Origin of the sequence: Paeniglutamicibacter sulfureus (genome assembly GCF_039535115.1) — a bacterium.
Classification (GTDB): Bacteria; Actinomycetota; Actinomycetes; order Actinomycetales; family Micrococcaceae; genus Paeniglutamicibacter; species Paeniglutamicibacter sulfureus.
In genome coordinates, this window is record NZ_BAAAWO010000001.1 from 1,751,830 (window position 1) to 1,777,084 (window position 25,255).

The window sequence follows — 25,255 nt, forward strand, 5'->3', positions numbered from 1 at the left end:
TCTCAAGCTCCAGGGATGTTCGCAGCGTTCGCCAGAAGGTCCACGCTAGGTTCTGCATATCGGACTGCGACCAGACTTTCACCATCAAAGTCCAGGCTAGTCACGGAGGTGAGAGTGCACTCGCGTTTCCGCGGGTCGTGCCATAGGGCTCTGCCCTCGGCGGAGCGGCGTGTCACCCAGATGGGCAGCTGATGGCTGACCAAAATGGCTTGCGCCCCCCGTCCGCCAAGTTCGACCGCGCGATCACGGTGTTCAACAATGGCGGTCATCATTCGTTCCACCTGGTCCCGGTAGGGTTCCCCCCAGGATGGACGAAATGGATTGACGACATAGGACCAATATTTTGGTTCCCTCAGTCGATTCTTGATCTGGGAAAGTCCTTGGAAGCGGTTCTCCGCTTCGATAATGCGATCATCTGTCATGATTTCCAGGCCCAAAGCCTGCGATGTCGGCATTGCCGTTTCCTGAGCCCGAACGAGCGGAGACGACACCAAGTAGGTGATATTGGCACCCGCGTTCCGTTGCTCCGTGAAGTATTCCGCGGCGCGCTCGGCCATTTGGTTGCCTAGATCGGAAAGGTGAAATTCCGGTAGTCGACCGTAGAGGACCCTGTCCGGGTTATACACTTCGCCGTGACGAAGCAGGTGAACGGTGGCAGTCGACATAGTTTAAGTGTCTCAAATCTTTGTACCGTTACCTAAACCGGACACTTGATTTTGCCCACGCACGAGGCTCATGGCGAGCACCGAAAGCGCAATTGCTGAACCGGAAACGACATCGCGTCCTCGTCGGCGGCGTGCGATCCCTGTCCCGAGGAAGGACTTCGGCGAGTGTCCCGATCCAATCGGAAAACCATCCTTTCGGAGGGGTGAAAAGCAATCTTCAACCGATATCGTGAGGGTAAGCCGTAGTTCGTCAAACTAAAGGAGCAGGTCATGTCAACCCCTGAGAATGATCCCGTGAACCCAGAGAAGCCATCGCAGGAACCGGCACCCCCGCAGTACGGACAGCGCGCACCGCAGGATCCGAATGCCGCCGGACAACCTCCCTACGGCCAACCTCCACAGAACGGGACTCCGCCAACTAATCCGTACGGCCAGCACCCCAACCCGTACGGCCAGCCCGCCCCAGCAAACAACCCATACGGTCAGCAGCCGCCGCAGACGCCCTACGGCCAGCAGCCATACGGCGGCTTCCCCGTTCCGCCGCAAGGCAACTTTGCTCCGCCCCAGATGCCGACCCATCGACCCAAGGAACTGGACACCTCCTTCTGGGCAATCATCGCGGCCGGCGTCGCATTCCTGCTGAGCTCGGTGTTCGGTTTGAGCACCACCGCGATCATGGAGCAGCTTCGGGCAGTCCCCGAATTGGAGGAACAGCTTTCGGCTGCTGGCATGAGCGTCTCCGACGCAATTCCCATGATCCAGACCACCGCAATCGTGTTCGCCGTGATCGGCTTGTTGATTTACGTTCTGATCGCGTTCATGATCCGCAAGGGAAGCGGCGTTGCACGCATCTTCGCGACGATTCTGGCTGTCCTGTCGTTGTTCAGCATTGCCAGCGGGGTCCTGACGGCCCTTTCCGTCGTCCTGGGAGTGGTTGGCGTCGTGTTTGCCTGGTTGCGTCCCTCCAGCCAGTACATTGCCGCTCGTCGGGCAGCACGTAAAGCCGGATACCGCTAATCATCAAAACGCTAAGAAGTGGTCCGTGGGATTCAGCCGTTGCCGGTGGAATCCCACGGACCATTTGAGTTTAAGACCGGTTCCCGTGGGCGATTTCTAGGAGTCGAGGTTTTGTGCGTGGTAGGCAAGGATTTGCAGTTCGGTGGCCAAATCAACCTTCCGCAGCACGACCCCTGCCGGGACTTGCAACACCACGGGTGCGAAGCTCAATATGCTTCGAACACCACATTGAACCAGCATGTCGCACAAATCTTGCGCCGCTGCCCCAGGCACGGATAGGACGCCAATATTGGCATTCGTGGCCGCAACGATTTCGTCCAAGTCGGAAATGTCTTGGACCTGCAGGTCCCCCACCGTCGTGCCAACCACATCTGGCGATGAATCCAGCAGCGCGACAACTTCAAATCCCCGGCTTCGGAATCCGCCGTATCCGGAAAGTGCGCGACCCAGGTTACCGGCACCGATGATCGCCACGCGCCATTGCCTCAAAAGCCCCATGGCCTTGGAGATCTGTTCGACCAGGTCGGTCACCGCGTATCCCACCCCACGGGTTCCATAGGACCCAAGCAAAGACAGGTCCTTGCGAAGGATCGCAGGATTGACCCCTGCCTCGGTGGCCAGCACACCAGACGAGGTTCGCGCTTCACCGCGCGCCTGCATGGCACCGAGCGCACGCAGGTACTGGGTCAATCGCGCCAGGGTCGCTTCAGGGAGAATCCTGCCCAGTGAACCCGCGGGTGTTTGCTCAACCGATGCGCCGGGATCCAGGTCGTGCTCAATCGGAATTTCGGCAGCAGGGAGCTTCGCTTCGTTGCTTGCTGGTTGGTGTTCGGTGGGCATTCTGCTTTGACTCAATTCCTTGGATACCTTCATGTCTTTCCAACCAGTTCTGCCGATGCCACCGCATCACCCTTGGTGTCGCGGACAGGCGGCGGCTTCGTTGCCCCTAGCTGCTCAACAATGCCTCAAGGCGCTGGGCATCAATCACCCAAAAATCCCGTACCCGTCCGTCTACCAACAGCACCGGGACTTCTTCCGAATGTCGCGCCAAGAGTTCCGGGTCCTGATCGATGTCAACGCTTTGCCAGGTGTAATCCAACCTGCTGGTGACCTCGTCGAGTGTTTCGGCCGCGGCCTTGCAAAGGTGGCATCCGGAACGAACCAACAAAGTAATTTCCCGCGGGGTCTGCACGCTGCTCATGACCCAACGCTACAGCTCCGGCGAAAAAAGATTGCAATAGACTGGTTGGATGCCCTCCAACCTTTCCCCCGTGACATTTGCTGGGCACGAGTCGGCGCCATCGGGCACGTCTGCCGCCTTCTTCGATGTAGACAACACCATGATGCGCGGTGCTTCGCTCTTTGCAGTGGCCCGAAAAATGTATCAAAGACGGGCATTTACGCTGCGTGAGGTGGCGTGGTTTGCCGTTCGACAGTTGCGGTTCGTCGCCCGGGGAGAGAACCTCGGTGACATCCACGCCATCCGTGACCGTGCGCTATTGCTGTCCGCAGGCTTCTCCGTGGCCGACATGGTTGCGCTCGGGGATGAAATTTATGACGAATTCATTGAGTCGAAAATCTGGCCAGGCACCCGCGCGATCGCCGAACAGCACCTTCACGCCGGGCGTCGGGTGTGGCTAGTCACCGCCACGCCGCTGGAGGTTGCCGCGGTTATGTCAAGGCGGCTCGGGCTCAGTGGAGCGCTCGGGACGACCGTGGAGCACATCGAAGGCCTCTACACCGGCCAACTGGTCGGCGAAATCCTCCACGGATCGGCGAAGGCCGGAGCTGTCCGGATCTTGGCCCGGGACCAAGGGCTGGATCTTGCCGAATGCTGGGGGTACAGCGATTCCCACAACGACATTCCGATGCTTGAGGCCGTGGGTCATCCCGTGGCAATTAATCCCGACCGCAGATTGCGACGCCACGCCAAGGACCGCAACTGGCCGGTCTACGACTTCCGAACCGGGCGCAGGGCGGCTGCCTTCGGCCTGAAGGCAGCCGGCGTCTCGGGAGTCCTCTGGGGCCTGTGGCGCAGCTTCGGTGCATTGCGCCGCCGTCCCTGACTCCGGGCAACGGCCGGCACGCCCGCCGCAAACATGCAAAAAGGTGCGTTCCCCATTGCGGGAAACGCACCTTCTTACATACTCAATTCCGGGCAACCCCGGAACTGGTATTTACTTCTTATTACGACGCTGGTGGCGGGTCTTACGAAGCAATTTACGGTGCTTCTTCTTGGCCATACGCTTGCGGCGCTTCTTAATAACAGAGCCCATAATGGTTCCTCACAAACTGATTCGATTGCCGACTACTATTTCTTCGGCACCAAAGCACCAGAATAGCCAACTGGACGTTAAACGTTCCTTAACAGATTACCTGCTTCTAGAGCAGATTCTGACCACTCGTGAAAATCGGCGGCGTTAGCCGGTGTTGAAGTCGCGCCCGAACCCGGCAGCCCGCAAGTACTCCTGTACGGCGTTTTCGGGTACACGGTAGGAGCGGCCGAACCTCACGGCCGGCAATTCGCCGGAATGGACGAGTCGGTAAACCGTCATCTTTGACACACGCATCACATCGGCGACCTCGGCGACCGTCATGAAACGCGCGCTGGCAAAGTTTTGCGATTCGACCATTCCCTGTTTCTCCTGACAATTTCACATAGCAATCGTGCCGTGGCGCTGACCGAGGAACGTACCCGGTCCGCACCAACACCTCAAGATACCCTATGCCCTTGTGATTCACTTTAGTGGCTCGTGGGGCCAATGTGAACGAAAGCCGGCGTCGTGGGCTGCCCCATCTCGCCGCCGACACACGGTTGGGGGGCTTAGCGCGCGGTCCGTACCGCTTCGGCCAGGGTCGCTAGCATTTCGGCACTCGTGTCCCAGTCCATGCACGCGTCGGTGACGGACTGCCCGTAGGTCAACCCCGCCAGGACGTCGGATCCTTGCGCGACGGCATCAGGGTCATGTTTCTGCGCACCGGCCACCAAGAAACTTTCAGCCATGATTCCGGCAATCATTTGGTCCCCGTCCGCTATGCGGGCGGCCAGCTCGGCGATGACCTCCCGCTGGCGCACGTGGGACTTGCCCGAGTTCGCATGTGAGGCATCGACGATCACCCGCGGGTTCATGCCGGCGTTGCCCATGGCGGCCGATGCCGCGCCAACAGACTCGGCCGCGAAGTTCGGTCCGTCGGTGCCGCCACGCAGGATCAGGTGGGCGTCGTCGTTTCCTGCGGTCCTGACTACTGCCGTACGACCATCCTCGCTAATGCCCAGGAAGGACTGTGGTGCGGAAGCCGCTTGGCAGGCATCGATCGCCACCTGCACCGAGCCGTCGGTCCCGTTTTTGAATCCAACGGGCATGGATAGCCCGGATACCAGCTGCCGGTGCGTCTGGCTTTCGGTGGTGCGTGCCCCGATGGCGCCCCAGCTGACCAGGTCCGAGAGGTACTGGGCGCTGAGCGGCTCGAGGAATTCGGTGGCCAGTGGCAGGCCCAGGTTGCTGGCCGCCAACATGAATTCGCGTGCGGCTCGCAGCCCGGCGGACATGTCATGGCTGCCGTCCAGGTGCGGATCGTTGACCAGGCCCTTCCAGCCCACGGTGGTGCGTGGCTTCTCGAAGTAGCTGCGCATGACCACGAGCAGTTCACCCTCGTGCTGCTTCGCGGCCGCGGCGAGCCTGGTGGCGTATTCCAGCCCGGCTGCAGGGTCGTGGATAGAGCAAGGGCCCACGATGACCAGCAGACGCTCGTCAAGCCCGGAGAGCACGGCACGGACTTCCTGGCGGGCCCGCATGATCCGGTAGCCCTGGGCATCGCCCACTGGCAATTCGGCAGTCAGTTCCGCGGGGGTGGGCAGCTCGGTGATTGCCAGCACCCGTTCATTGGTGTTGACGCGGGCCTGTGTCTCGGCGGCGATGGCGGTGCTCATGGTTTGGGGCCTTTCGGTTTCGGCCCCGCGCCGTGCAGTGGGGGGCCTCATGGTTTCAATGCGGCCCCGGCGATCACGCTGCGTATTCCTCCAGGGCCGCTATCTTGGAAATAGCGAAGGGCCGGCAAGCATAGCTTGCGGCCCTTGTCGGCTCTGAAGGTGGGTATGCGAAATTATCGCGTCTTAGGCCCCTCCAGAGCCGACACAAAATACGCATACCAACGATTAGTCATGGATGAGAATCTACAGCCGCGCCACGCGAATCACAAATGGGTTTCCATTCCCGGGCGACACAGTACGTCATGAAGCACGGCAAAGGGCGGGCCGGGACAGGCGGGTCCATAATTGTTCCCGTCTGTCCCTGCCCGCCCTCTTGAGGCGTAATTCGGCTGGAGGCCTGTCTGCCTAGATGAGGCCCTGGGCCAGCATGGCGTCGGCAACCTTCACGAAGCCGGCGATGTTGGCACCGGCCACGTAGTTGCCCGGCACACCGTATTCGTCGGCGGTGGAGGCGCAACGGTCGTGGATGCCGACCATGATCTCGGTCAGGCGCTCCTCGGTGTGGGCGAAGGTCCACGAGTCACGGCTGGCGTTCTGCTGCATTTCCAGCGCCGAGGTGGCAACGCCACCGGCGTTCGCGGCCTTGCCCGGGGCAAAGAGCACCCCTGCATCCTGGAACAGCGAGGTCGCTGCGGCGGTGCACGGCATGTTGGCGCCTTCGGCCACTGCGACGACACCGGAGGAAATCAACTTCTTTGCGTCCTTGGCATCCAGCTCGTTCTGCGTGGCGCACGGCAGCGCCACGGTGGCCTCTACGTCCCAGACGTTTCCGCCTTCGACGAAGTGCACCTTCTTGGAATTGGCACGCTCGGCGTACTCGTTGATGCGTCCGCGTTCGACTTCCTTGATCTGGCGCAGCAGTTCAACGTCGATGCCGCGCTCGTCAACGATGTAGCCGGAGGAATCCGAGGCGGTCACCACGCGGGCACCGAGAGCCTGGGCCTTCTCGATGGCGTTGATGGCCACGTTGCCCGAGCCGGACACCGAGACGCGCTGGCCGTCGAAGCTGGCGCCACGGGTCTTGAGCATTTCGTCGGTGAAAATCACTGCGCCGTAGCCGGTGGCCTCGGGGCGCACCAGGGATCCGCCCCAGCTGATGCCCTTGCCGGTGAGCACACCGGACTCGTAGCGGTTGGTGATGCGCTTGTACTGGCCAAAGAGGTAGCCGATTTCACGGCCGCCCACGCCGATGTCGCCGGCCGGCACATCGGTGTATTCGCCGATGTGGCGGTAGAGCTCCGTCATGAACGACTGGCAGAAGCGCATGACCTCGGCATCGGACTTGCCGCGCGGATCAAAGTCCGAACCGCCCTTGCCGCCACCGATGGGCATGCCGGTGAGCGAGTTCTTGAAGATCTGCTCGAAGCCCAGGAACTTGACGATGCCCAGGTACACCGAGGGGTGGAAGCGCAGCCCGCCCTTGAACGGGCCCAGGGCGGAGTTGAATTCAACGCGGAAACCGCGGTTGATCTGTACCCGGCCTTCGTCATCCATCCACGGGACGCGGAAGATGATTTGGCGTTCGGGCTCACACATACGCTGCAGGATCGCAGCTTCGGCATATTCAGGATGCTTGCGCGAGACCGCTTCGAGGCTTTCGAAAACCTCGGTCACCGCCTGGTGGAATTCTGCTTCACCGGGGTTGCGACGGAACACTTCGTCGCGAATGGTCGCTAGATGCTGGTCCAAGTCTTATCTCCTCATCACTTGGGGCAGGCACGAGGGCACGCTGCCGCCATGTCTGGCGACACTGCCCCAGACGTCGAGAATGTCACGGCCGGGCACCGCCGACCCAACCGGGCGTCATCAATCGGGCACGGACGCGTAATCTTTTTGTGCTGCCGTGTATGCTTTTGCGCCGCACTTTCTGCGGGTGGAACGCCTGGGTACGGCTACCGTTTCCTGCCGAATTTCGGCTTGGGCAGGCGATCCAGGAAGTCATGGGCGCGGCCGGTCACCTGTTCCAGTCCGCGACCCACGGTGCGGCCCAGTTGCGCGGCGGCCACCGTGGCCTGGCTGGTCCCCTCGTGCGATGCCAACTGCGGATCGGCGTACGGTTCCGCGACCAGGTCGAATGCCGGGGCCGGGGGAACGAAGCCGTGCACCCAGGTCTGCAGGTTCAGGAACGTTGCGGATTCCAGGGCATAGTAACGGCGCTGTCCGTCGGCGCGCATGGAGACCATGCCCGCCTCGCGCAGGACCTTGAGGTGCTTGGAAACGGTCGGCTGGGAAACGCCCAGCGCCTCGACCAGGGAACCGACCGAACACGGCTCCTCACGCAGGGAGTCGAGCAACCTGCGTCGGGTGGGGTCGGCCAGGGCGGAAAAGATATCATCATGAGCCACCGCATAACCCTATCCGCATATACGCGCATTGGCATCTTTGCCCGGCTAGTCGAACCAGGGGTCGAGTCCGAATAGGGGGAATATTTCCTTGCGGGTGGCCATGACCGTGCGGTCCACCGGGTCCGCCGGGTCGTAGCCGACCTCCCAGCTGCGCCACCACAATTCTGCGTTGTCGCCCATGGACTCGGGGGTGCGGATGCCGTAGCGCTCGAGCACGTAGTCGCGCCAGCTGCGGGGAACGGGAGTCGCCAGCGGGACCGGCTTGCCCGAGGCCACTGCCACCAGATGGCTCCACGTGCGCGGCACCACCGAGGCGGTGTTGTAGCCGCCCCCGCCGGTGGCGATCCACCGGCCGCCGCAGAGCCTGCGCGCCAGCTCGGCGATGTCCAGCGCATTCTGGCGCTGTGCATCGACGGTCAGCCGCAGGTTGGACAGGTCGTCGTCCCGGTGCCCGTCGCAACCGTGCTGGGAGACGATCACCTCCGGTTCGAAGGCCTCCGCCAGCTGCGGGACCACAGCGTGGAAGGCACGCAGCCAGGCGGCGTCCCCCGTGCGCGGGGGCACCGCGATGTTCACCGCGGTGCCCAGCGCGTTGGGCCCGCCGATCTCGTTGGCGAAACCGGTGCCGGGGAACAGCGACATACCCGTTTCGTGGATGGAGATGGTCATCACCCGCGGGTCGTCCCAGAAGATCGACTCGGTCCCGTCGCCGTGGTGCGCGTCCACGTCGATGTACAGGACCTTCTTCACTCCCCCGTCCAGCAATCGCCGGATCGCCAGGGCCGCGTCGTTGTAGATGCAGAAGCCGCTGGCCTTGGATGCGGAGGCATGGTGCATGCCCCCGCCGAAGTTGACCACGTGCAGGGCGCGCTCGCCCAGGATGGCATCGGCGGCCAGCAGCGATCCTCCGGCCAGCCGTGCGCTGGCCTCGTGCATCCCTGCATAGGCGGGGTTGTCCTCGGTGCCCAGGCCGCGCGCCTCATCGGGGATATCGGGGTTGGCACTGACTTCCCGGACGGCGGCGATGTACCGGGGCTCGTGGACTGCAGCCAGCTCCGCGTCGGTGGCCACCGGCGGGGCTGCCAGGGTGAGATTGGCACGCTCAAAAAGGGCCAGGTCCTTGCAGAGGCGGGCGGTAAGCTCCAGCCGGATCGGATGCATCGGATGGGTCTCGCTGAAGCGGTACTCCATCATCTGCTCGCTCCAGATCACCTGGGTCGTGGGCAGGGGCTCATTTACGGCAAACACCCCTTCAGGCTACGCGATCGGCACCTACAGTGTGTGCCAAGACACCACCGGCGGCCCGGGCCAACGCCCGCGGAAACCGGCAACGCATGCCCGCACGGCCGCGAGTCGGCGGGCCAACGGCGAATCCCGAGGTGGCATGGTTTATTGTGGGAGCTTGCGGGGCAGGGCTTCCGCACCGAACTTTTCCACGTCTTGGAGCCGAGCAAAAACATGGGATCGTCCCCCTCTGCAGAGTCTGTGCGACGGCCGGGCACCGATAGCGGCGCCCCGGCCCGATGGCGCACACGCCTGGGACTGTGGCGCCGGATCGCCTCCGACTTCACCGTCCGCTCCCCCGCGCGTCTGGCGCTGGTCACCTTCGCCCTGGTGATCTCCTTGTTCACGTCCGTGCTGGCGCTTCCGGTGTCATCGGCCAGCGGCGAACCCACGGCCTTTTACGACGCGCTGTTCACCGCCGTCTCCGCGGTGTGCGTCACGGGCCTGACGGTTGTCTCCACCGCCACCCACTGGTCCTTCTTCGGGCAACTGGTGATGATCATCGCGGTGTTCGTCGGCGGACTGGGCATCCTGACGCTGGCATCGCTGCTCTCGCTGGCGGTGTCCAAGCGCCTGGGCGTGCGCGGCAAGCTCCTGGCGCAAAGCTCCATGAACACCTCGGCCGCCTCCACCCTGGGCGAGGTGGGTTCGCTGCTGCGCATCGTGATCACCACCTCGGTGGCGATCGAGGTGGCCCTGGCGCTGATGCTCATCCCGCGCTTCCTGATCCTGGGCGAACCGGTCAACGAGGCCATCTGGCACGGCATCTTCTACTCGATCTCCTCCTTCAACAACGCCGGGTTCACCCCGCACTCCGACGGGCTGGTCCCCTACGAGACCGACCTGTGGATCCTGGTGCCGCTGATGCTCGGGGTGTTCCTGGGCTCGCTGGGGTTCCCGGTGCTGATGGTGTTGCTGGCGCAGCGCTTCAACACCAAGAAGTGGACGCTGCACGCCAAGCTCACGTTGCTGGTCACCGCCATCCTGCTGGTGGCGGGCGCGCTGCTGTGGGCGGTGGCGGAGTGGTCCAACCCCGAAACCATCGGCACCATGAACAACTCGGACAAGGTCATCCACTCGGTCTTCGCCTCGGTGATGACCCGCTCGGGCGGCTTCAACCTGGTGGAGCAGGGCGAGATGAACCAGGTGACAATGCTGCTCTCCAACGCGCTGATGTTCGCCGGCGGCGGCTCGGCCTCCACGGCCGGAGGCATCAAGGTCACCACCATCGCGGTGATGTTCCTGGCGATCTTCGCCGAGGCCCGCGGCGACACCGATGTGCGCGCCTTCGGCCGCCGCATCCCCGAGGGCACCATGCGGGTGGCCATCTCGGTCATCGTCCTGGGAGCCACCCTGGTGATGCTGGCCACGGCCGCACTGCTGGTGATCAGCGGCACCTCGCTCTCCCGTGCGCTGTTCGAGTCGATTTCCGCCTTCGCCACCGTGGGGTTGAGCACCAACCTGTCGGGCGAATTGCCGCCGGCGGGCAAGTACGTGCTCTCCGCACTGATGTTTGCCGGCCGAATCGGTACGATTACCCTTGCCGCGGCATTGACCTTGCGCCAACGCAACCAGCTCTACCACTTCCCCGAAGAGAGGCCGATCATTGGCTGACAAGAACACCGACCACAACGCCGCGGTGCTGGTCATCGGCCTGGGCCGCTTCGGCGCCTCCGTGGCCGAGCAACTGGTGAAGCAGGGCCGCGAGGTGCTGGCCATCGAGCGCAACCAGGAACTGGTCCAAAAGTGGGCATCGGTGCTGACCCACGTGGTGGAGGCCGACGCCACCAACATCGATGCGCTGCGCCAGCTCGGCGCCCAGGACTTCACCTCGGCGGTGGTCGGGGTCGGAACCTCCATCGAATCCTCGGTGCTGATCACCGTGAACCTGGTGGACCTGGGCATCGAGCACCTGTGGGTCAAGGCGATCACGCCCTCGCACGGCAAGATCCTCACGCGCATCGGCGCCAACCACGTGATCTACCCGGAGGCAGATGCCGGGGTGCGCGCCGCGCACCTGGTCGGCGGGCGCATGCTTGACTTCATCGAATTCGACGACGGGTTCGCCATCGTGAAGATGTACCCGCCCAAGGAGACCCAGGGCTTCACCCTGGCCGAGTCCCAGGTCCGTTCCAAGTACGGGATCACGGTGGTGGGCGTGAAGTCCCCCGGCGAGGACTTTACCTATGCCCAGCCCGACACCAAGGTCACCCGGCGCGACGTACTGATCGTCTCCGGGCATGTGGATCTGCTCGAACGCTTCGCCGCCAGGCCCTAGATGAGTCAGTCCTAATTGACGCTTGGAACGAGACAGGGTCCGGGAACTTGTTCCCGGACCCTGTTAATCGCTGGCGGAGAGTGCTAAGTCTCGTATGTGAACCCAAAACTGAACACTCTCCTGACCACACTCTACGTCTTACTTACCGATCGTGTCCTGCCGGATTTGGGATATGACCGGACGAGCAAACCCGGCCGCAAGGCCATCTTGAGCGATGCCGAGCTGCTGTGCCTGGTCGTGGCCCAGCACCTGCTGCACGGGCACTCCTCCGAATCGCGATGGGTCCGCTATGCGCGCACCCACCTGAGCGGGCTATTCCCCGGAATCCCGCAGCAATCGGGATACAACAAGCGCGTGCGCGCCGCCGGAACACTGATCAGTGCAGTGATCACCGCACTGGCCAAAGACACCGAATCCTGGCACGAGATCCTCCGCCTGCTGGATTCGACCCCCGTCCCGTGCGGCACCAGCCGCGAAACAGTCAAGCGCTCGGACCTGGCCGGGCACGCCGGCTACGGATACTGCGCCTCGCATTCGCGCTACTTCTGGGGCTTTCGCCTGTACCTGGTCAGCACCCCCGAGGGCATGCCGGTGATCTGGGGACTGGCCAACCCGAAACTCGGGGAACGCGAGGTCACCGAGGCCCTGCTGCGCCACGACCACCATCTGGTCCGCGACAGGCAGGTCATCCTTGCCGACAAGGGCTTCGCCGGAAGGGACTTCGAGCGGTTCATCGCCGAGGACCTCGGCGCCCACCTGGTGCGGCCGGACCGCAAGGACGAAAAGCCCAGGTTCGGGAAGTTCGGCGGCATCCGCCAGTGGATCGAGTCCGTCTTCGACAGCCTCAAGGGCCAGCTCGGGCTCGAACACCACGGCGCCAGAACCCTCGAAGGTCTCTACGCACGCGTCGCGTCAAAGCTCCTGGCCCTCGCGGCAGGAATCTGGCACAACTGGAAAACCAACGCACCCCGCAAACGCTCCCTAACCGCCTACGACCACTGAAATGATTAGGACTTAATCATCTAGGGCCCGCCCGGGTACGCACGCAGGGGGGTCCCACACCCGCAGCGTGACGCCGCGGCCCGAGGGACCCCGCCCCTTGCGTTTGCTAGGCCAGTTCCCGGGTGATCTGCGCGGCACGGGCCGCTGCGGCCGCGGCCCCGCGGGCGATGACCTGCGGAAGGCCTTCGGCATCGAAGGTGGCAATGGCCTGTTCGGTGGTGCCGTTGGGGCTGGTCACGCCCTGGCGCAGCGCCGAGGGATCAACCTGCGGGTCGGCAAGCATCTTGCCCGCCCCGGCCACGGTGGCACGGGCCAGATCGGTGGCCAGCGCCGGATCCAGGCCCAGCTCAACCCCGGCAGCGGCCATGGCCTCGACCAGGTAGAACACGTAGGCGGGTCCGGAGCCGCTGACCGCCGAGACGGCATCCTGCTGGGATTCGGGGACGACGTGCACCACGCCGGAACCGGCGAACAGGTCCACGACGGCTGCCAGCGCCGCCGGGGAGACCGTTTCACCGGCACTGAGACCCACCGCGCCGGCGCCGACCTTCAGCGGGGTGTTGGGCATGGAGCGCACCACCGGCTGGCCCGGGTTCAGGTGTGCCGCAATCATGTCGATGGTGATGGCCGCCGCCACCGAGACCACCACGGCGGAGGGCTTGAGCACGTCCTTGATCTCGTCGCACAGGGCCGTGATGCCCACGGGCTTGACGCCCAGGAAGACGATGTCCGCGTCCTTGGCCGCCTTGAGGTTGGATTCGGGGTCGTGCTCGCCGATGAGCACCGTGACACCGGTCTCGGCGCGCAGGTCGTGCGCCTTCGCGTCGCTGCGCAGGGTAGCGACGATCGCCGCCGGGTCGTAGCCGGCGGCGATGATGCCGCGCAGCACCGCCCCGTTCATGGAACCGGTTCCCAGGAAGGCAAGTCTGTTCTCGGCAAGGGACGAAGTCGAAAGCACTGAAGTCATGTGCACCATTCTTCCACGCCGCTCCCTTCGCGGGCCGGGACGTGCACGGGTGCGGCTAGATCGAGTGGCTTCCGGCTTCCGCATCCTCGTTCACCGGGGCCAGGTACCGCCGGGCGAACTCAAGGGTCTCGCCCAGCCATGCCTCGCGCTCCCCCGCGCCGCGGGCCTTGCGCGTGGAGACCTCCACCGCCACCACGCCGTCCCAGGCAGAGTCCCGCAGGTACTCGATGGCCTCGATCACCGGCTGGGTGCCGCGGCCCGGCACCAGGTGCTCGTCCTTGCCGTTGTTCATCCCGTCGCACAGGTGCACATGGCTCAGCCGCGTCCCCAGGTCGCGGAAGGCCACCGCCGAGTCCATGTCGGCGATCGCCGAATGCGAGAAGTCCCAGGTCACGAACTCGTAGGGTTCGGGGACGGGGTTCCAGTGCGGCAGGTACATCTTTGCCTCGCGTCCCCGCGCACGCCACGGGTACATGTTCTCCACCGCGATCTTCACCCCGTATTCCTCCATGATGCGGCGGATGCCGGTGGCGAACTCGGTGGCATAGGTGCCCTGCCAGCGGAACGGCGGGTGTGCAACCACCACGTCGCACCCCACGTCCACCGCCATCGCGGCGGCGGATTCGATCTTGTTCCAGGCGGTTCCCCAGACCTGCTGGGTCAGCAGCAGCGTGGGCGCGTGAATGGCCATGATGGGCTGTTCATAGCGTTCGGCCAGCCGGTTCAGCTGCCGCGCATCCTGGGAGATCTGGTTGCCGGTGACCAGCACCTCGACCCCGTCGTAGCCCAGGTCGTGGGACACCGCAAAGGCGTCGTGGACGTTCAGCGGGTAGACCGAAGCGCTGGACAGCGCGACGGGGATCGGGGCGTTGCCGCCCGGTGAAGACTCGACCATGGAACGTGCCCCTTGTCTTTTCGCTACAGAACGATGCTGCCCTGGGACATCGACATTACCGAGGAACGGCCCAAGGCTACCTCTCCGACACCCACGCTACTACTGAGCGGGGCGGTCGAGTCAAAAAGTACGTGGTCAAAACGGCGCAGCATCAGGCCCTCGCGCAGCGCCCACGGGCAGATGCGCAGGGACTTGACCTTCAGCGCGCTCATGGCCTCCAGTGCCACGATGGCGCCGGCCAGCAGCTGCGGGGCGCGGATCGCCGAGACCCCCGGAAGCTCGGCACGCTCCTCCCAGTTCATCGCGGTGAGCCGGTTGGTCCAGAGCTTGAGCGACTCGGCACGCAGCACCCGCTTGACGTAGGGACCCTCGGCGCTGGGTGCGGCGCCGGTGATCCTTGCCAGCGAGCGGAAGGTCTTGGAGGTGCCGGTGACCACGGTGGGCCGCCCGAACTCGGCCAGCTCGGCCACCGGCTCGGCGAGCACCTCGCGCACGTGGTGGCGCAGCGCCTTGACCTGCTTGATCGAGGGCGGGTCCTCCGGCAGCCATTCGCGCGTCAGCCGCCCGGCGCCCAGCGGCACCGAGTGCGCGGTGGTGGGGAACTCGTCCACGCCCAGGGCGAGCTCGAAGGAGCCGCCGCCCATGTCCAGGTTCAGGATCCTATCCGAGCTCCAGCCGAACCAGCGGCGCACCGCGTAGTAGGTCATCCCGGCTTCCTGCTCGCCGGTCAGCTCCGTGAGGTGGACGCCGGTTTCCGCCACGACCCTGGCCAGGACCTCGGCGCCGTTGGCCGATTCGCGGATCGCCGAGGTGCAGAAGGCCAAAAGGTCCTCGGCATGGTGGTTGATGGCGAATTGCGCGGCCTCGTGCACGAAGTCCAGCAACTCCGCCTGCCCGGCTTCGTTGATGGCCCCGTGCTCGTCCAGGTATGCGACGAGCGAGAGCGCCCGCTTGTGCGATGCAAAGGGCACCGGGCGGGCGCCCGGATATGCGTCGACCAGCAACAGGTGAACAGTGTTCGACCCGATATCCAGTACGCCCAGCCTCATGGTGTCATCCTCATGTGTGTGGCCTTCTTGCCGCGTGCGGCTAGTTGCCGGTCTTCTTGGCAGCGGGCTTCTTGGCAGGTGCCTTTTTCGCGGGTGCCTTCTTGGCAGGGGCCTTGGCAGCGGTCTTGCGCTTGACCGGGCCGCGGGCCCGCTTGTCGGCCAGCAACTCGATGGCCTTCTCGCGGGTCAGTTCCTCGAGCGTGGTGTCGCGCGGGATCGTGATGTTGGTGACCCCGTCGGTGATGTAGGCACCGAAGCGTCCCTCCTTGACCACGATGTTCTTCTCCGAGACCGGGTCCGGGCCGAATTCGGCCAGCGGCGGCACCGCTGCGCGGGCGCCGCGGACCTTGGGCTGCGAGTAGATCTCCAGCGCCTGCTCGAGGGTGATCGTGAAGATCTCCTCCTCCGAGCCGATCGAGCGCGAATCGGTGCCCTTCTTCAGGTAGGGCCCGAAGCGGCCGTTCTGCACGGTGATCTCCACGCCCTCGGCGTCAACGCCGAGCACGCGCGGCAGCGAAATCAGCCGCAGGGCCTCTTCCAGCGTGACGGACTCCACCGTCATCGACTTGAACAGCGAACCGGTGCGCGGCTTGGCCTTGACCGGCTTCTTCGGCGGCTTCGGCTTGCCGTTCTTGTAGTACTCCACCGGCATGGCGGCCAGTTCCTCGGCCGTGGGCTCCACGATGACCTCGGTGACGTAGGCGCCGTAGCGCCCGTCCCTGGCCACGATGGTGCGTCCGGTCTCCGGGTCCACGCCCAGCACGTTCTCGCTCGGGCCCTGGTGTTCCATGAGCTCGATGGCCTTCTCGGCGGTGAGCTCGTCCGGTGCCAGGTCCTCGGGGACGTTGGCGCGCTGCGGGTCGGTGCCCTCGGGGGCGTCTGCAGGCAGCGGCTTTTCCAGGTACGGGCCGAACTTGCCCACGCGCAGCACGATGCCCGGGGCGATGTCGATGGAGTTGATGGCGCGGGCGTCGATGTCGCCCAGGTTGTTGACCACCGATTCAAGGCCGGCCTCCCCGCTGTCCTTGGACCCGAAGTAGAAGTCCTTGAGCCAGGCGGTGCGGCCCTTCTGCCCGTGGGCGATCTCGTCGAGGTCGTCCTCCAGGCGTGCGGTGAAGTCGTAGTCCACGTACTTGCCGAAGTGCTCCTCCAGCAGGCGCACCACGGAGAACGCGATCCAGCTGGGCACCAGGGCGCCTCCGCGCTTGGTCACGTAGCCGCGGTCCATGATGGTGGAGATGGTCGGGGCGAAGGTGGAGGGGCGCCCGATTTCGCGGGCCTCCAGCTCGGCGACGATCGAGGCCTCGGTGTAGCGTGCCGGCGGGGAGGTGGTGTGCGGAATCGCGTCGATGCCGGTGCCTGCCAGCGGGTCGGAAACCTTTAGCTGCGGCAGGCGCGCCTCCTCGGCGGCCTCGGCTGCCTCTGCCTCGCGGGCTGCGTCGCGGCCCTCCTCGTAGGCGGCCATGAAGCCGCGGAAGGTGATCACGGTGCCGGAGGCGGAGAACTCGGCTACCTGCCCGGTGGCGGACTCGCCGGCGAGCTTGATGGTCGCGGTGAAGCCCTTGGCGTCGGCCATCTGCGAGGCCACGGTGCGCTTCCAGATCAGCTCGTAGAGCTTGAACTCGTCGGCCGAAAGCTGGGCGCGGACGGTGGCCGGGCGGCGGAAGGAGTCCCCGGCCGGGCGGATGGCCTCGTGGGCCTCCTGCGCGTTGTCGCTCTTGCCCTTGTAGGCGCGCATCTTTGCCGGCACCGAGTCGGCGCCGTAGAGTTCGGCGGCCTGCTTGCGGGCGGCGTTCACGGCCTCGTTGGAGAGGAACACCGAGTCGGTACGCATGTAGGTGATGTAGCCGTTTTCATACAGCCGCTGGGCGACCTGCATGGTGGACTTCGAGCTCCAGCGCAGCTTGCGGGAAGCTTCCTGCTGCAGCGTCGAGGTGGTAAACGGCGCGGCCGGGCGGCGGGTGTAGGGCTTCTCGTCGACCGAGGTGACGGCGAAGTCGGCGTCCTTCAGGCCTTCGGCCAGGGCTGCGGCCTTGGCCTCGTCCAGGTGCGCCACTGCACCGGACTTCGGCGTCTTCAACTCGCCGCGGTCGGTGAAGTCGCGGCCGGTGGCAACGCGTGCCCCGTCGACCGAAGAGAGCTTGGCGCCGAAGCTTTCACCCGCTGCGGTGGCGAAGGTTCCGGTCAGGTCCCAGTAGGAGGCGGTGCGGAAGGCCATGCGTTCGCGTTCGCGCTCGACGACCAGGCGCGTGGCCACCGACTGCACGCGGCCGGCGGACAGGCCGCGGGCCACCTTGCGCCAGAGCACCGGGGAGATCTCGTAGCCGTAGAGGCGATCCAGCACCCGGCGGGTTTCCTGGGCGTTGACCAAGTCGGTGTCCAGCTCGCGGATGTTCTCCATCGCGCGGTTGATGCCCTCTTGGGTGATCTCGGTGAAGGCCATGCGGTAGACCGGGACCTTGGGCTTGAGCACCTCGAGCAGGTGCCACGCGATGGCTTCGCCTTCGCGGTCCGCATCGGTTGCGAGATAGAGCGCATCGGCGCCCTTGAGCTTGGCCTTGAGTTCGGCCACCCGCTTCTTCTTGTCCGGGTACACGACGTAGTAGGGGTCGAAGTCGTTCTCGACGTCCACGGCGAACTTGCCGTAGGGACCCTTCTTCATTTCCGCCGGAAGATCGGCGGGTTGCGCCAAATCGCGGATATGCCCCACCGAGGCGTCGACTTCAAAACCCTCGCCCAGGTACTTGGCGATGGACTTGCTCTTTGCCGGGGACTCCACGATCACGAGCTTCATTCCGGTCTTTTCCTTGGCCTTGGCGGGCACAACACTCCTATTAGCAACCAGTGGTGCACCAAAGTGGGCGCACAGCACATTCCCTGCTCTAGGTTAGCCGCATTTTTACGCGCCGCGGCAAGCAGCGGGTCCAAGACGCCGTTTTGCGCTACCCGCTGCGGGGCCTCAGGGGCCTTGCTCGCCGCGGATTTCGGGCAGGAAGGAAAGCATGTAGTACAGTCGATCGCCGTCGACGCCGCGCTGCTCGGGTTCGGCCAGGGCCTCGTATTCGTAGAGCAGTCCGTAGACCTTGGCGATGAACTCCTTGCGCTGGGACTCGGAGAGGAACACCACGCCCGTGGTCGCCGAGGCCCTGTCGGGTTCCGGTTCCTTGCCGGCCTTGCGTTCTTTGTCACGGCGCGCGATTTCAGCCGAGAGCCGATCGCGGAAGGCATTGAGCTGGACGTTGAGGTAGGCATTCTTCGCGCTGGTCGAATCCGAGAGCGAACCCAGGACGAGCTGTCCGCCGGCGGCCTTCCAGCGACGCTCGCGCCCGTCGCCCTCGCTGGCGGCGCGGACCACGTAGCCGTATTTTTCCAGGGCGCGCAGGTGGTAGCTCATGGCGCTGGGCGTCAGTTCACAGCGCGTGGCGAGCTCGGTGGCCGTGCGCGTGGACTGCGAGGCGAAGAGTTCCTCGAGGACCGTCAGGCGCGCCTCGTGGGCGAGCGCGCGAATAGCTTGCGGGTCGCTGATCGACACCGAAGTGACGGGCATCGGCGACAGGCCGGCGCTCTTGGCGCCGGGTCCCGAGGAAGTGTTCTGGCTCATATGAAAAAACTTTAGCGGTTGTTTCGCATCTCCAAAAGGAAGCCACGCTTAATAAGCCTGAGAACCCCCTCGTGAAGTCGGTTGGAAAAGTCAGGATCGTCGCCTCCCACCAGCGATTCGAGGGCACCGACTAGGGACGATACGCTCAAATCGCCGTCGCAGGCGGAGACGAAACCGGCGAGCGCGGTGTCCAGAATTTCGGTTCGCCGCAAACCGGCTCCTTGCCGTAACAAGATCACCCCGGGGTGCTCCGCGCCCGGGCGCTGGTGCCGTTCCTCGGTGACATCCTCGGCCACCACCAGGTGCAGCTGGCCCGCCTCCCGGGAATCCAGCTCGTCGGCCACGGCGATGTCCCGAGCCAGGTACGGGCCGATGGGCTGTTCGATGGGGTAGCTGATCGATTCGAAGAGCCTGCCGATGCCCGGGTGCTCCGCTGCCGGGCGCCGCAGCCACACCATGCCGAAGCCGATGGCGGCGACGTTGCGGGAGGCGAAGTCGTCGAGGTAGGCACCGTACTGCGCGGCGAAGGCCTCCGGGTCCCGCCCCTGCGAGGCATCGCGCAACCAGGTCTCGGCGTACCCGGTGGGGCTGACGACCTCGCGCTGGATGAACCAGGCCTCGGTGTCGCCGGTAAGCCAGGAGCGCGGCCCGGCGCTCCAGTCGGGTTCCTCCTCGGGGTTCTCCGCGGCGGTGATTTCCCAGTTGGCCAGCATCTGCGCACAGCCCCCGGGCTTCAGGACCCCGGGCAGGGTGCGCACGAGGGTGGCCACCAGGGAATCCCCCGGCATCCCGCCGTCGCGGTAGGTGAAGCGCTCGGAATCGTCCTGGCCGGCGGTGCGCGGGGTGATGACGAAGGGCGGGTTGGAAACCACCAGGTCAAAGCGCTCCCCCGCCACCGGTTCGAGCAGGGAACCCAGGCGCAGGTCCACACGGGCCGAAAGGTCCCCGGGATCGATGTCCAGGGCCTGGTGGTTTAGCAGCAGGTTGAAGCGCGTGAACCCCAGCGCGCGGACCGAGATGTCGGTGGCGACGACGCGGCGTGCGTGGGAAAGCAGGTGGAAGGCCTGGATGCCGCAGCCGGTGCCCAGGTCCAGGGCGCTGTCGACCTGCGGGCGGACCGTGGTCTGGGCGAGTGTCAGGGAGGCCTGCCCGATGCCCAGCACGTGGTCGTGGCGCAGCACGCCGGGCCGCTGGTGGGCACCCAGGTCGCTGGCCACCCAGATCTCCGCGTCGGCATCCGAGGCGTGCGGACGCAGGTCGATCCGGGCCCGGCGGTTCCGGCTGCCGTCGGCATCCTCGATCAGGCCCAGCGCGCGCAACCCCTCGATCCCGGTGGCGGGGAAAGCGGCGGCGACCTCGTCGTCCCCGACATCGGTGCCCAGCATGAACATCCCGAGGATGGTTCCCAGCGCGGTTGGCTCGGGCTGGGCCGCGATGCGGCGCAGTGCGGGGATGAGCTGGTTGCGCATCAGCGCCTCGTGGGCGCTGTCCCCCAGGAACTCCGTGATGGCTTCGTGCGCGTATTCCGCCCGCCGCAGGTCCCCGGCGAGTTGTTCAAGAAGACGGACGTCGTCGCTGCGCGGCGCATCGGGAACCTGGGAAAAGTTTTCGGTGGAAGTCACGTCCCACAGTCTAGCGATCCGGGGAAAACGGGGCTCCGTCCTGCCTATGATGGAATCCATGATCGAGATCACCACCACACACCTGCAGCAGCTCTCTGCCGGGGAGCTTCGCCCCTCGTCCCGTGCCCTCCCGGCCGATGCCCGGATCGAGCGGGTCGCGGAGATCACCCCGGAGTTCAGCAAGTTCCTGTACCAGGGCGTGGGCAGCGGCTGGAATTGGTCCGACAGGCTCTCCCTCACCCGCAGCGCCTGGGAGTCGCTTCTTCGCGCCCCGGGATCCGAGACCCACGTGCTTTACGTCGACGGGGCACCGGGCGGATACGTCGAATTGAGCGGACGGATCGAGGATTCCGGCACCGAGGTCGAGATCATGTACTTCGGCCTTTTCCCGCAGTGCATCGGGCGCGGCCTGGGCGGGGCCCTGTTGACGGAGGGTCTATCGCGGGCCTGGGACCTCGACGCCCGGGTCGGGGGCTTCCCGCCGGTGAGCCGGGTCTGGGTGCACACCTGTTCGCTGGATGGACCGGCGGCCCTGGCCAATTACGAGGCCCGCGGGTTGCGGATCTTCCACACAGAAACCGAGCTGGTCGAGCCCGGCGACGGGGCGGCCGGGCTGTGGCCGGGGGAATCACTGGCCTCTTAAGCGGCGCGCCAGGGGGGCTGCGCCTCACCTGCATCCCTGCTGCGTAGTTGTCCACAGTTTCCGAATCCCGCGCCCGCCAATCGCCAGCGGGGTGCATGCTGGTGGACATGGACACCGACCGGTTCATCGCACTGGCCACGGGCACCCGTGGCAATCCGGGGCACTCCTTGGCCCCGGACGATGAGCTGCGCGCCCTGCTGGAGGCCCAGCGCATCATCCGGGACCTGTCCCGACGCGTTGCCGCCAGCACCACCTCCCCCACCGCCGCGTTGCTCTTCGCCCACGCCGCCGAGGACGGACACCGCGCAGCCGCACACGCGCAACTGCTGGCCGCCGACACCGCCAGGCGCACCCTGGCCCACGAACTGCCCGAGGCCACTTTCGACGCCATCGCCGCCATCCACCGCGACCCGGCAGCATACAACGACGGCACCCTGGAATTGCCGGCGGACCCGGCCACCGTACCCACCGGGCGCCTCGTCTTCCGGGACACCGCCGAACTGCTCGCCGGGACCCTGAACGTGGGATATTTCCAGGCCCGCGAGCGTGTCAACAGCATCGACCTCCTGCTGCCGGGCACCGACATCCACGGCATTGAGCAGCCACCCCGCTTCCCGCTCCTGGCGGAAGACTTCGCCAACGGCACCGCCGACCCGAAGGAAATTAGCGCCGCCGCCCGCAGGCTCGAAAAACTCACGCCCCACATCAACCAGCAACCAGACCCTGCCGTGCTGTCCGGGCAGCTGGAGGCACAGGTCGCCGAATCCGTCCGCCGCGAGGATCCCCGCACCACCGCCAAGCTTCTCGCCGGCATCCGGACCGCGCTCGAACACGGCATCAAGGACGTCCCCGCGGAAATCCTGCGCACCAAGGTCGGGCTCTTCTACCGTGGGACCACCGGCGGCATCGGCGAATTCCTGCTCCGTACCCTCCCGGCCGACACCGCTACCCTTCTGGCCCTCTGCGCACAAACCGACAATCCCCGGACCAAGGCCGGGGACCGCGACGGGCTGCTCCAACAAGCCCTCGCCACGGCCGAAGACGCCAATGGCCATGGCGGCACTTCCAGTGAATCCACCGACCAGTCGACGAACGCTGGCGCCGGTGCCGGTGCCGGTGCCGGTGCGAGCTTCCCGGACTTTCTCGTCGACGCCGCCACCGGCCAACCATTGACCGACCAGGCGATCGTCAACTCCCTTTCCTTGGACTCCCTCGAGATCAACCCGAACAATCTGTTCTCCGGCAACTCAGATGGAGCCACCCGAACCAAGGGAAACGGCTTGGGGGCCGGTGATCCGGTCACCATGAACTCGACGTCCTTGGGAACAGACGGACTGACGCCGCCCCAACGACATCTTCAAGGCCTGATGAACCTCATCAAGACCGCCGGCAAACCGAGCAACGGGAAGAAGACCACAGGTCTGCCCTCACCCAAGACCCTCATCATTGCAACCCTTGCCGAACTCCAGGGCCTGGCCGACACCCACGGCCTCACCAACCACGGCCAACAACTTTCCCCCGCGGAATTGCGCCAGGCCCTATGCAACGGCGGAGCCATCCCCGCGGTCATGGGCGGTGACAGCCAGATCCTGGATCTCGGGCAGGAGCAACGCTTCTTCCCCGACTACATGCGCGAAATCATCCTCGGCATCTACGGCGGATGCATCGTGCCAGGCTGCACCGTGCCTCCCGAGCATTGTGAAATCCACCATTTCCAACCATTCGCCACGGGCGGGAAGACTGAGGTCAATTCGGGCGTCCCGGCATGCACCTCGGCCCATCACGGCTTCCACACCGGACTCATGACAGTCGTCCGCGACACCGACGGACTCTTCAGCGTCATCCTGCCCAAGTTCATGGACCCCGAACAGAAGCCCCGGCGCAACAACTACTGGCGAAGCAACAGCCCCACCCCGCCGCTGTTCTAGGATTCGGTTCCCTGAATTGTGGCCCATCGACGGAGCCGTTTTCAGCAGGACCGAGAGCCGGGATTCGGGCATGAAAAAGGACGACTCGCCCAGCACTGGCTGGAAGCGAGCCGCCCCATGAGGAGCCGAGGAGTTCGGGACCTGTCACCGCGTGATCCCGGAATTCGCAAACCGTTTACTACACCTCGATGCGGTCCTTGGCTTCCGCGACACATTCCGGACACTGGCGCAGCTTCTCATCGGCAGCGCAGTCGGCGCAGAACAGCCGTAGGTTGCGGCAGGACAAGTTGGAGCAGTTCTCGAATTTGTTCGTGGGGGCCGAACAGCCCACGCACTGCCCAATGGTCACTGCGTCCTCACTGAACTCCATGTGCATGCGCTTGTCGAACACGTATAGTGATCCTTCCCATAGGCCCTTGTCGCCGTAGGTCTCCCCGTAGCGCACGATGCCGCCCTGCATCTGGTAGACCTCCGTGAAGCCGCGCTTGACCATGAGCGAGGACAACACCTCGCAGCGGATGCCGCCGGTGCAATAGGTGACGATCGGCTGGTCCTTCATGTCGTCGTACTTGCCCGATTCGATCTCGGCAATGAAGTCATGGGTCGTATCGACGTCGGGCACAATGGCGTTCTTGAACTTGCCGATCTGTGCTTCGAAGGCGTTGCGTCCGTCAAAGAAGAGCACGTCCTGGCCCGCGGCCTTCTTGGTTTCAACAAGTTCGTGCAGGGCCTCGGGCTTCAGGTGGATTCCGCCGCCCACCACACCGTTTTCGTCGACTTCCAATTCACCCGGGGCACCAAAGGAAACCACTTCGTCGCGGACCTTTACGGAAATCCGGGGGAAGTCCTCAGCCGAGCCTTCCGACCACTTGATGTCCATTTTCTTGAAGGCCGGATACTCCCGGGTGGCCTTGACGTAGGCCTTGACGTTCTTGATCTCACCGCCGACAGTTCCATTGATGCCGTGGCTGGAAATGATGATGCGGCCTCGCAGGCCCCACCTCTCAAGCAGGGCTCGCTGCCAAAGGCGCACGGCCTCGGGGTCGGCTAGCGGGGTAAAGGCGTAATACAAGACAATTCGGTTCTGCGACACGCTATTAAGGGTATGGCCTAGAATCCACGTGGCGCACGTGAAGTGGCAACCATCACCGGGTGAACGCTGTGTTTCAAGGTTGCAACAGTTCGCCTAAATGCACGGCATGTAGGCAGTTCACGGGGTAGGGTCTGAATATGGGATCTTCTGCAAGCGATGAATTAATCGGCACATGGGTTACGGGCTGGGCTGGTGCACGAGGCTACGAGAGCAGGCACGAGGGCCGCGTCCATGCCGCCCTGCGCCACGACACCTCGGGCGACTGGGAGTACGTCATTTTCGAGCCATCCAATGAGGAATTGGTGGCTGTTGCCGAGACGCTGCACAAGCACCCCAAGCGTCGGCTGACTGCGTTCGCCAACGAGACCACCACACTGGTTGACGCTGCCCGGGCGGCCGGACTCAAGGTACTCAATGCCGATGAGGTCCTGATGGTCACGGAAATGGGCGGCCACGATGTCGAGGAGCCCCGTCCCTACGACGGCTTCTCGTTCCAGATCGAACGCGACCAGGCCCACGCCTACGTCTCCATCCACCCTGACGAAGACCCCGAGGTGGTGGCCGCCAGTGGCCACGTGTCGGCCGTGAACGGCTACGCGATCTTTGACCGCATCATCACGGCGCCGGATTTCCGCCGTCGCGGCCTGGGCAGCCTGACGATGCGCGCATTGGTCTCCCTGGCGCTGGAGCACGATGTCGAGGAGGGTCTGCTGATCGCCAGCATCGACGGGCAGCAGCTCTACAAGTCCCTCGGCTGGACCGATCTGGGCAACGTCGTACTCTTTGAAGGAACCCAGGAAGCCTAACCTGCTCGGGTGCCTGGAAGTGGTGGGTCTCGCTGATGCGAGGCCCGCCACTTTTTTGTGGCCTGGCTG

24 protein-coding genes are annotated in these 25,255 nt (G+C 64.8%); 8 read left to right on the forward strand and 16 right to left on the reverse strand.

Translation table 11 applies throughout. From position 1 onward, the window contains the following. Positions 1 to 2: 2 nt before the first annotated feature. Entirely contained in the window at positions 3 to 665 is a 663-nt protein-coding gene (locus ABD687_RS08005; RefSeq protein WP_264270441.1) for a histidine phosphatase family protein, read from the reverse strand. A gap of 270 nt (positions 666 to 935) precedes the next feature. On the opposite strand from ABD687_RS08005, the gene ABD687_RS08010 reads away from it, so the two are divergent. Further along, on the forward strand, positions 936 to 1,682 hold the full coding sequence (locus ABD687_RS08010) for a hypothetical protein (protein WP_264270440.1): 747 nt from the start codon (positions 936 to 938) through the stop codon (positions 1,680 to 1,682). Between the two features lie 96 nt (positions 1,683 to 1,778). Here ABD687_RS08010 and ABD687_RS08015 read toward each other — a convergent pair whose 3' ends face one another. Both ABD687_RS08015 and ABD687_RS08020 read right to left on the reverse strand, forming a co-directional pair. After that, entirely contained in the window at positions 1,779 to 2,555 is a 777-nt protein-coding gene (locus ABD687_RS08015) for a redox-sensing transcriptional repressor Rex (RefSeq protein WP_310292216.1), read from the reverse strand. 73 nt (positions 2,556 to 2,628) lie between these two features. Then, on the reverse strand, positions 2,629 to 2,883 hold the full coding sequence (locus ABD687_RS08020) for a glutaredoxin family protein (RefSeq protein WP_264270438.1): 255 nt from the start codon (positions 2,881 to 2,883) through the stop codon (positions 2,629 to 2,631). Positions 2,884 to 2,932: 49 nt separating this feature from the next. On the opposite strand from ABD687_RS08020, the gene ABD687_RS08025 reads away from it, so the two are divergent. After that, positions 2,933 to 3,748 carry an HAD family hydrolase gene (locus tag ABD687_RS08025; RefSeq protein ID WP_264270437.1) on the forward strand — a complete coding sequence of 272 codons (816 nt, stop codon included), beginning with the start codon at positions 2,933 to 2,935 and terminating at the stop codon, positions 3,746 to 3,748. Positions 3,749 to 3,859: 111 nt separating this feature from the next. On the opposite strand, the gene ABD687_RS08030 is transcribed toward ABD687_RS08025, so the two are convergent. From ABD687_RS08030 to ABD687_RS08055, 6 genes are all read right to left on the reverse strand, one after another. Further along, the gene (locus tag ABD687_RS08030) at positions 3,860 to 3,958 is read right to left on the reverse strand and encodes a 30S ribosomal protein bS22 (protein ID WP_003792170.1); all 99 of its coding nucleotides are present in this window, start codon (positions 3,956 to 3,958) and stop codon (positions 3,860 to 3,862) included. A 144-nt stretch (positions 3,959 to 4,102) separates the two neighbouring features. Then, entirely contained in the window at positions 4,103 to 4,315 is a 213-nt protein-coding gene (locus ABD687_RS08035) for a helix-turn-helix domain-containing protein (protein ID WP_264270436.1), read from the reverse strand. A 191-nt stretch (positions 4,316 to 4,506) separates the two neighbouring features. Further along, positions 4,507 to 5,613, reverse strand: coding sequence for a 3-deoxy-7-phosphoheptulonate synthase (locus tag ABD687_RS08040; RefSeq protein WP_310292214.1), 1,107 nt, complete (start codon positions 5,611 to 5,613; stop codon positions 4,507 to 4,509). Positions 5,614 to 6,018: 405 nt separating this feature from the next. Beyond that, positions 6,019 to 7,362: an NADP-specific glutamate dehydrogenase gene (gdhA, locus tag ABD687_RS08045; protein ID WP_264270434.1), complete on the reverse strand. Its 1,344-nt coding sequence runs from the start codon at positions 7,360 to 7,362 to the stop codon at positions 6,019 to 6,021. A gap of 203 nt (positions 7,363 to 7,565) precedes the next feature. After that, positions 7,566 to 8,018: an ArsR/SmtB family transcription factor gene (locus ABD687_RS08050; RefSeq protein ID WP_264270433.1), complete on the reverse strand. Its 453-nt coding sequence runs from the start codon at positions 8,016 to 8,018 to the stop codon at positions 7,566 to 7,568. Between the two features lie 45 nt (positions 8,019 to 8,063). After that, positions 8,064 to 9,212 (reverse strand): acetoin utilization protein AcuC, encoded by a 1,149-nt coding sequence (locus ABD687_RS08055; protein WP_310293480.1) that lies wholly within the window; start codon positions 9,210 to 9,212, stop codon positions 8,064 to 8,066. Positions 9,213 to 9,476: 264 nt separating this feature from the next. On the opposite strand from ABD687_RS08055, the gene ABD687_RS08060 reads away from it, so the two are divergent. The 3 genes from ABD687_RS08060 (at position 9,477) to ABD687_RS08070 (ending at position 12,582) form a co-directional block, all read left to right on the forward strand. Then, positions 9,477 to 10,916 carry a TrkH family potassium uptake protein gene (locus ABD687_RS08060; protein ID WP_302264987.1) on the forward strand — a complete coding sequence of 480 codons (1,440 nt, stop codon included), beginning with the start codon at positions 9,477 to 9,479 and terminating at the stop codon, positions 10,914 to 10,916. A 25-nt stretch (positions 10,917 to 10,941) separates the two neighbouring features. After that, positions 10,942 to 11,580 (forward strand): potassium channel family protein, encoded by a 639-nt coding sequence (locus tag ABD687_RS08065; RefSeq protein WP_264270476.1) that lies wholly within the window; start codon positions 10,942 to 10,944, stop codon positions 11,578 to 11,580. 96 nt (positions 11,581 to 11,676) lie between these two features. Beyond that, complete coding sequence (locus ABD687_RS08070) at positions 11,677 to 12,582, forward strand: IS982 family transposase (protein ID WP_344760981.1); 906 nt, start codon at positions 11,677 to 11,679, stop codon at positions 12,580 to 12,582. Between the two features lie 106 nt (positions 12,583 to 12,688). Here ABD687_RS08070 and proC read toward each other — a convergent pair whose 3' ends face one another. The 6 genes from proC to ABD687_RS08100 all read right to left on the reverse strand — a co-directional run bounded on the left by proC (position 12,689) and on the right by ABD687_RS08100 (position 20,776). Beyond that, positions 12,689 to 13,558 (reverse strand): pyrroline-5-carboxylate reductase, encoded by an 870-nt coding sequence (proC, locus tag ABD687_RS08075; protein WP_264270431.1) that lies wholly within the window; start codon positions 13,556 to 13,558, stop codon positions 12,689 to 12,691. 46 nt (positions 13,559 to 13,604) lie between these two features. Continuing rightward, positions 13,605 to 14,444, reverse strand: a complete 840-nt coding sequence (locus ABD687_RS08080; RefSeq protein WP_264270430.1) for a sugar phosphate isomerase/epimerase family protein — start codon at positions 14,442 to 14,444, stop codon at positions 13,605 to 13,607. 23 nt (positions 14,445 to 14,467) lie between these two features. Continuing rightward, a complete protein-coding gene (locus ABD687_RS08085) occupies positions 14,468 to 15,493 on the reverse strand; it encodes a Ppx/GppA family phosphatase (RefSeq protein ID WP_264270429.1) in 1,026 nt (341 codons plus the stop codon). A gap of 40 nt (positions 15,494 to 15,533) precedes the next feature. Beyond that, entirely contained in the window at positions 15,534 to 18,317 is a 2,784-nt protein-coding gene (gene topA, locus ABD687_RS08090; RefSeq protein WP_310292210.1) for a type I DNA topoisomerase, read from the reverse strand. Positions 18,318 to 18,452: 135 nt separating this feature from the next. Further along, complete coding sequence (locus ABD687_RS08095; RefSeq protein ID WP_310292208.1) at positions 18,453 to 19,094, reverse strand: ArsR/SmtB family transcription factor; 642 nt, start codon at positions 19,092 to 19,094, stop codon at positions 18,453 to 18,455. Between the two features lie 11 nt (positions 19,095 to 19,105). Further along, the gene (locus ABD687_RS08100; RefSeq protein WP_310292206.1) at positions 19,106 to 20,776 is read right to left on the reverse strand and encodes a DUF7059 domain-containing protein; all 1,671 of its coding nucleotides are present in this window, start codon (positions 20,774 to 20,776) and stop codon (positions 19,106 to 19,108) included. On the opposite strand from ABD687_RS08100, the gene ABD687_RS08105 reads away from it, so the two are divergent. Continuing rightward, entirely contained in the window at positions 20,775 to 21,359 is a 585-nt protein-coding gene (locus tag ABD687_RS08105) for a GNAT family N-acetyltransferase (protein WP_302264977.1), read from the forward strand. The genes ABD687_RS08100 and ABD687_RS08105 overlap by 2 nt on opposite strands. Before the next feature lie 107 nt (positions 21,360 to 21,466). Then, positions 21,467 to 23,287: an HNH endonuclease signature motif containing protein gene (locus ABD687_RS08110; protein ID WP_302264976.1), complete on the forward strand. Its 1,821-nt coding sequence runs from the start codon at positions 21,467 to 21,469 to the stop codon at positions 23,285 to 23,287. Positions 23,288 to 23,465: 178 nt separating this feature from the next. Here ABD687_RS08110 and trhO read toward each other — a convergent pair whose 3' ends face one another. Continuing rightward, a complete protein-coding gene (gene trhO, locus ABD687_RS08115) occupies positions 23,466 to 24,380 on the reverse strand; it encodes an oxygen-dependent tRNA uridine(34) hydroxylase TrhO (RefSeq protein WP_264270423.1) in 915 nt (304 codons plus the stop codon). Positions 24,381 to 24,517: 137 nt separating this feature from the next. Between trhO and ABD687_RS08120 the strand changes: the two genes are divergently transcribed. After that, positions 24,518 to 25,186 carry a GNAT family N-acetyltransferase gene (locus ABD687_RS08120; protein WP_264270422.1) on the forward strand — a complete coding sequence of 223 codons (669 nt, stop codon included), beginning with the start codon at positions 24,518 to 24,520 and terminating at the stop codon, positions 25,184 to 25,186. The last annotated feature ends 69 nt before the right edge of the window (positions 25,187 to 25,255 follow it).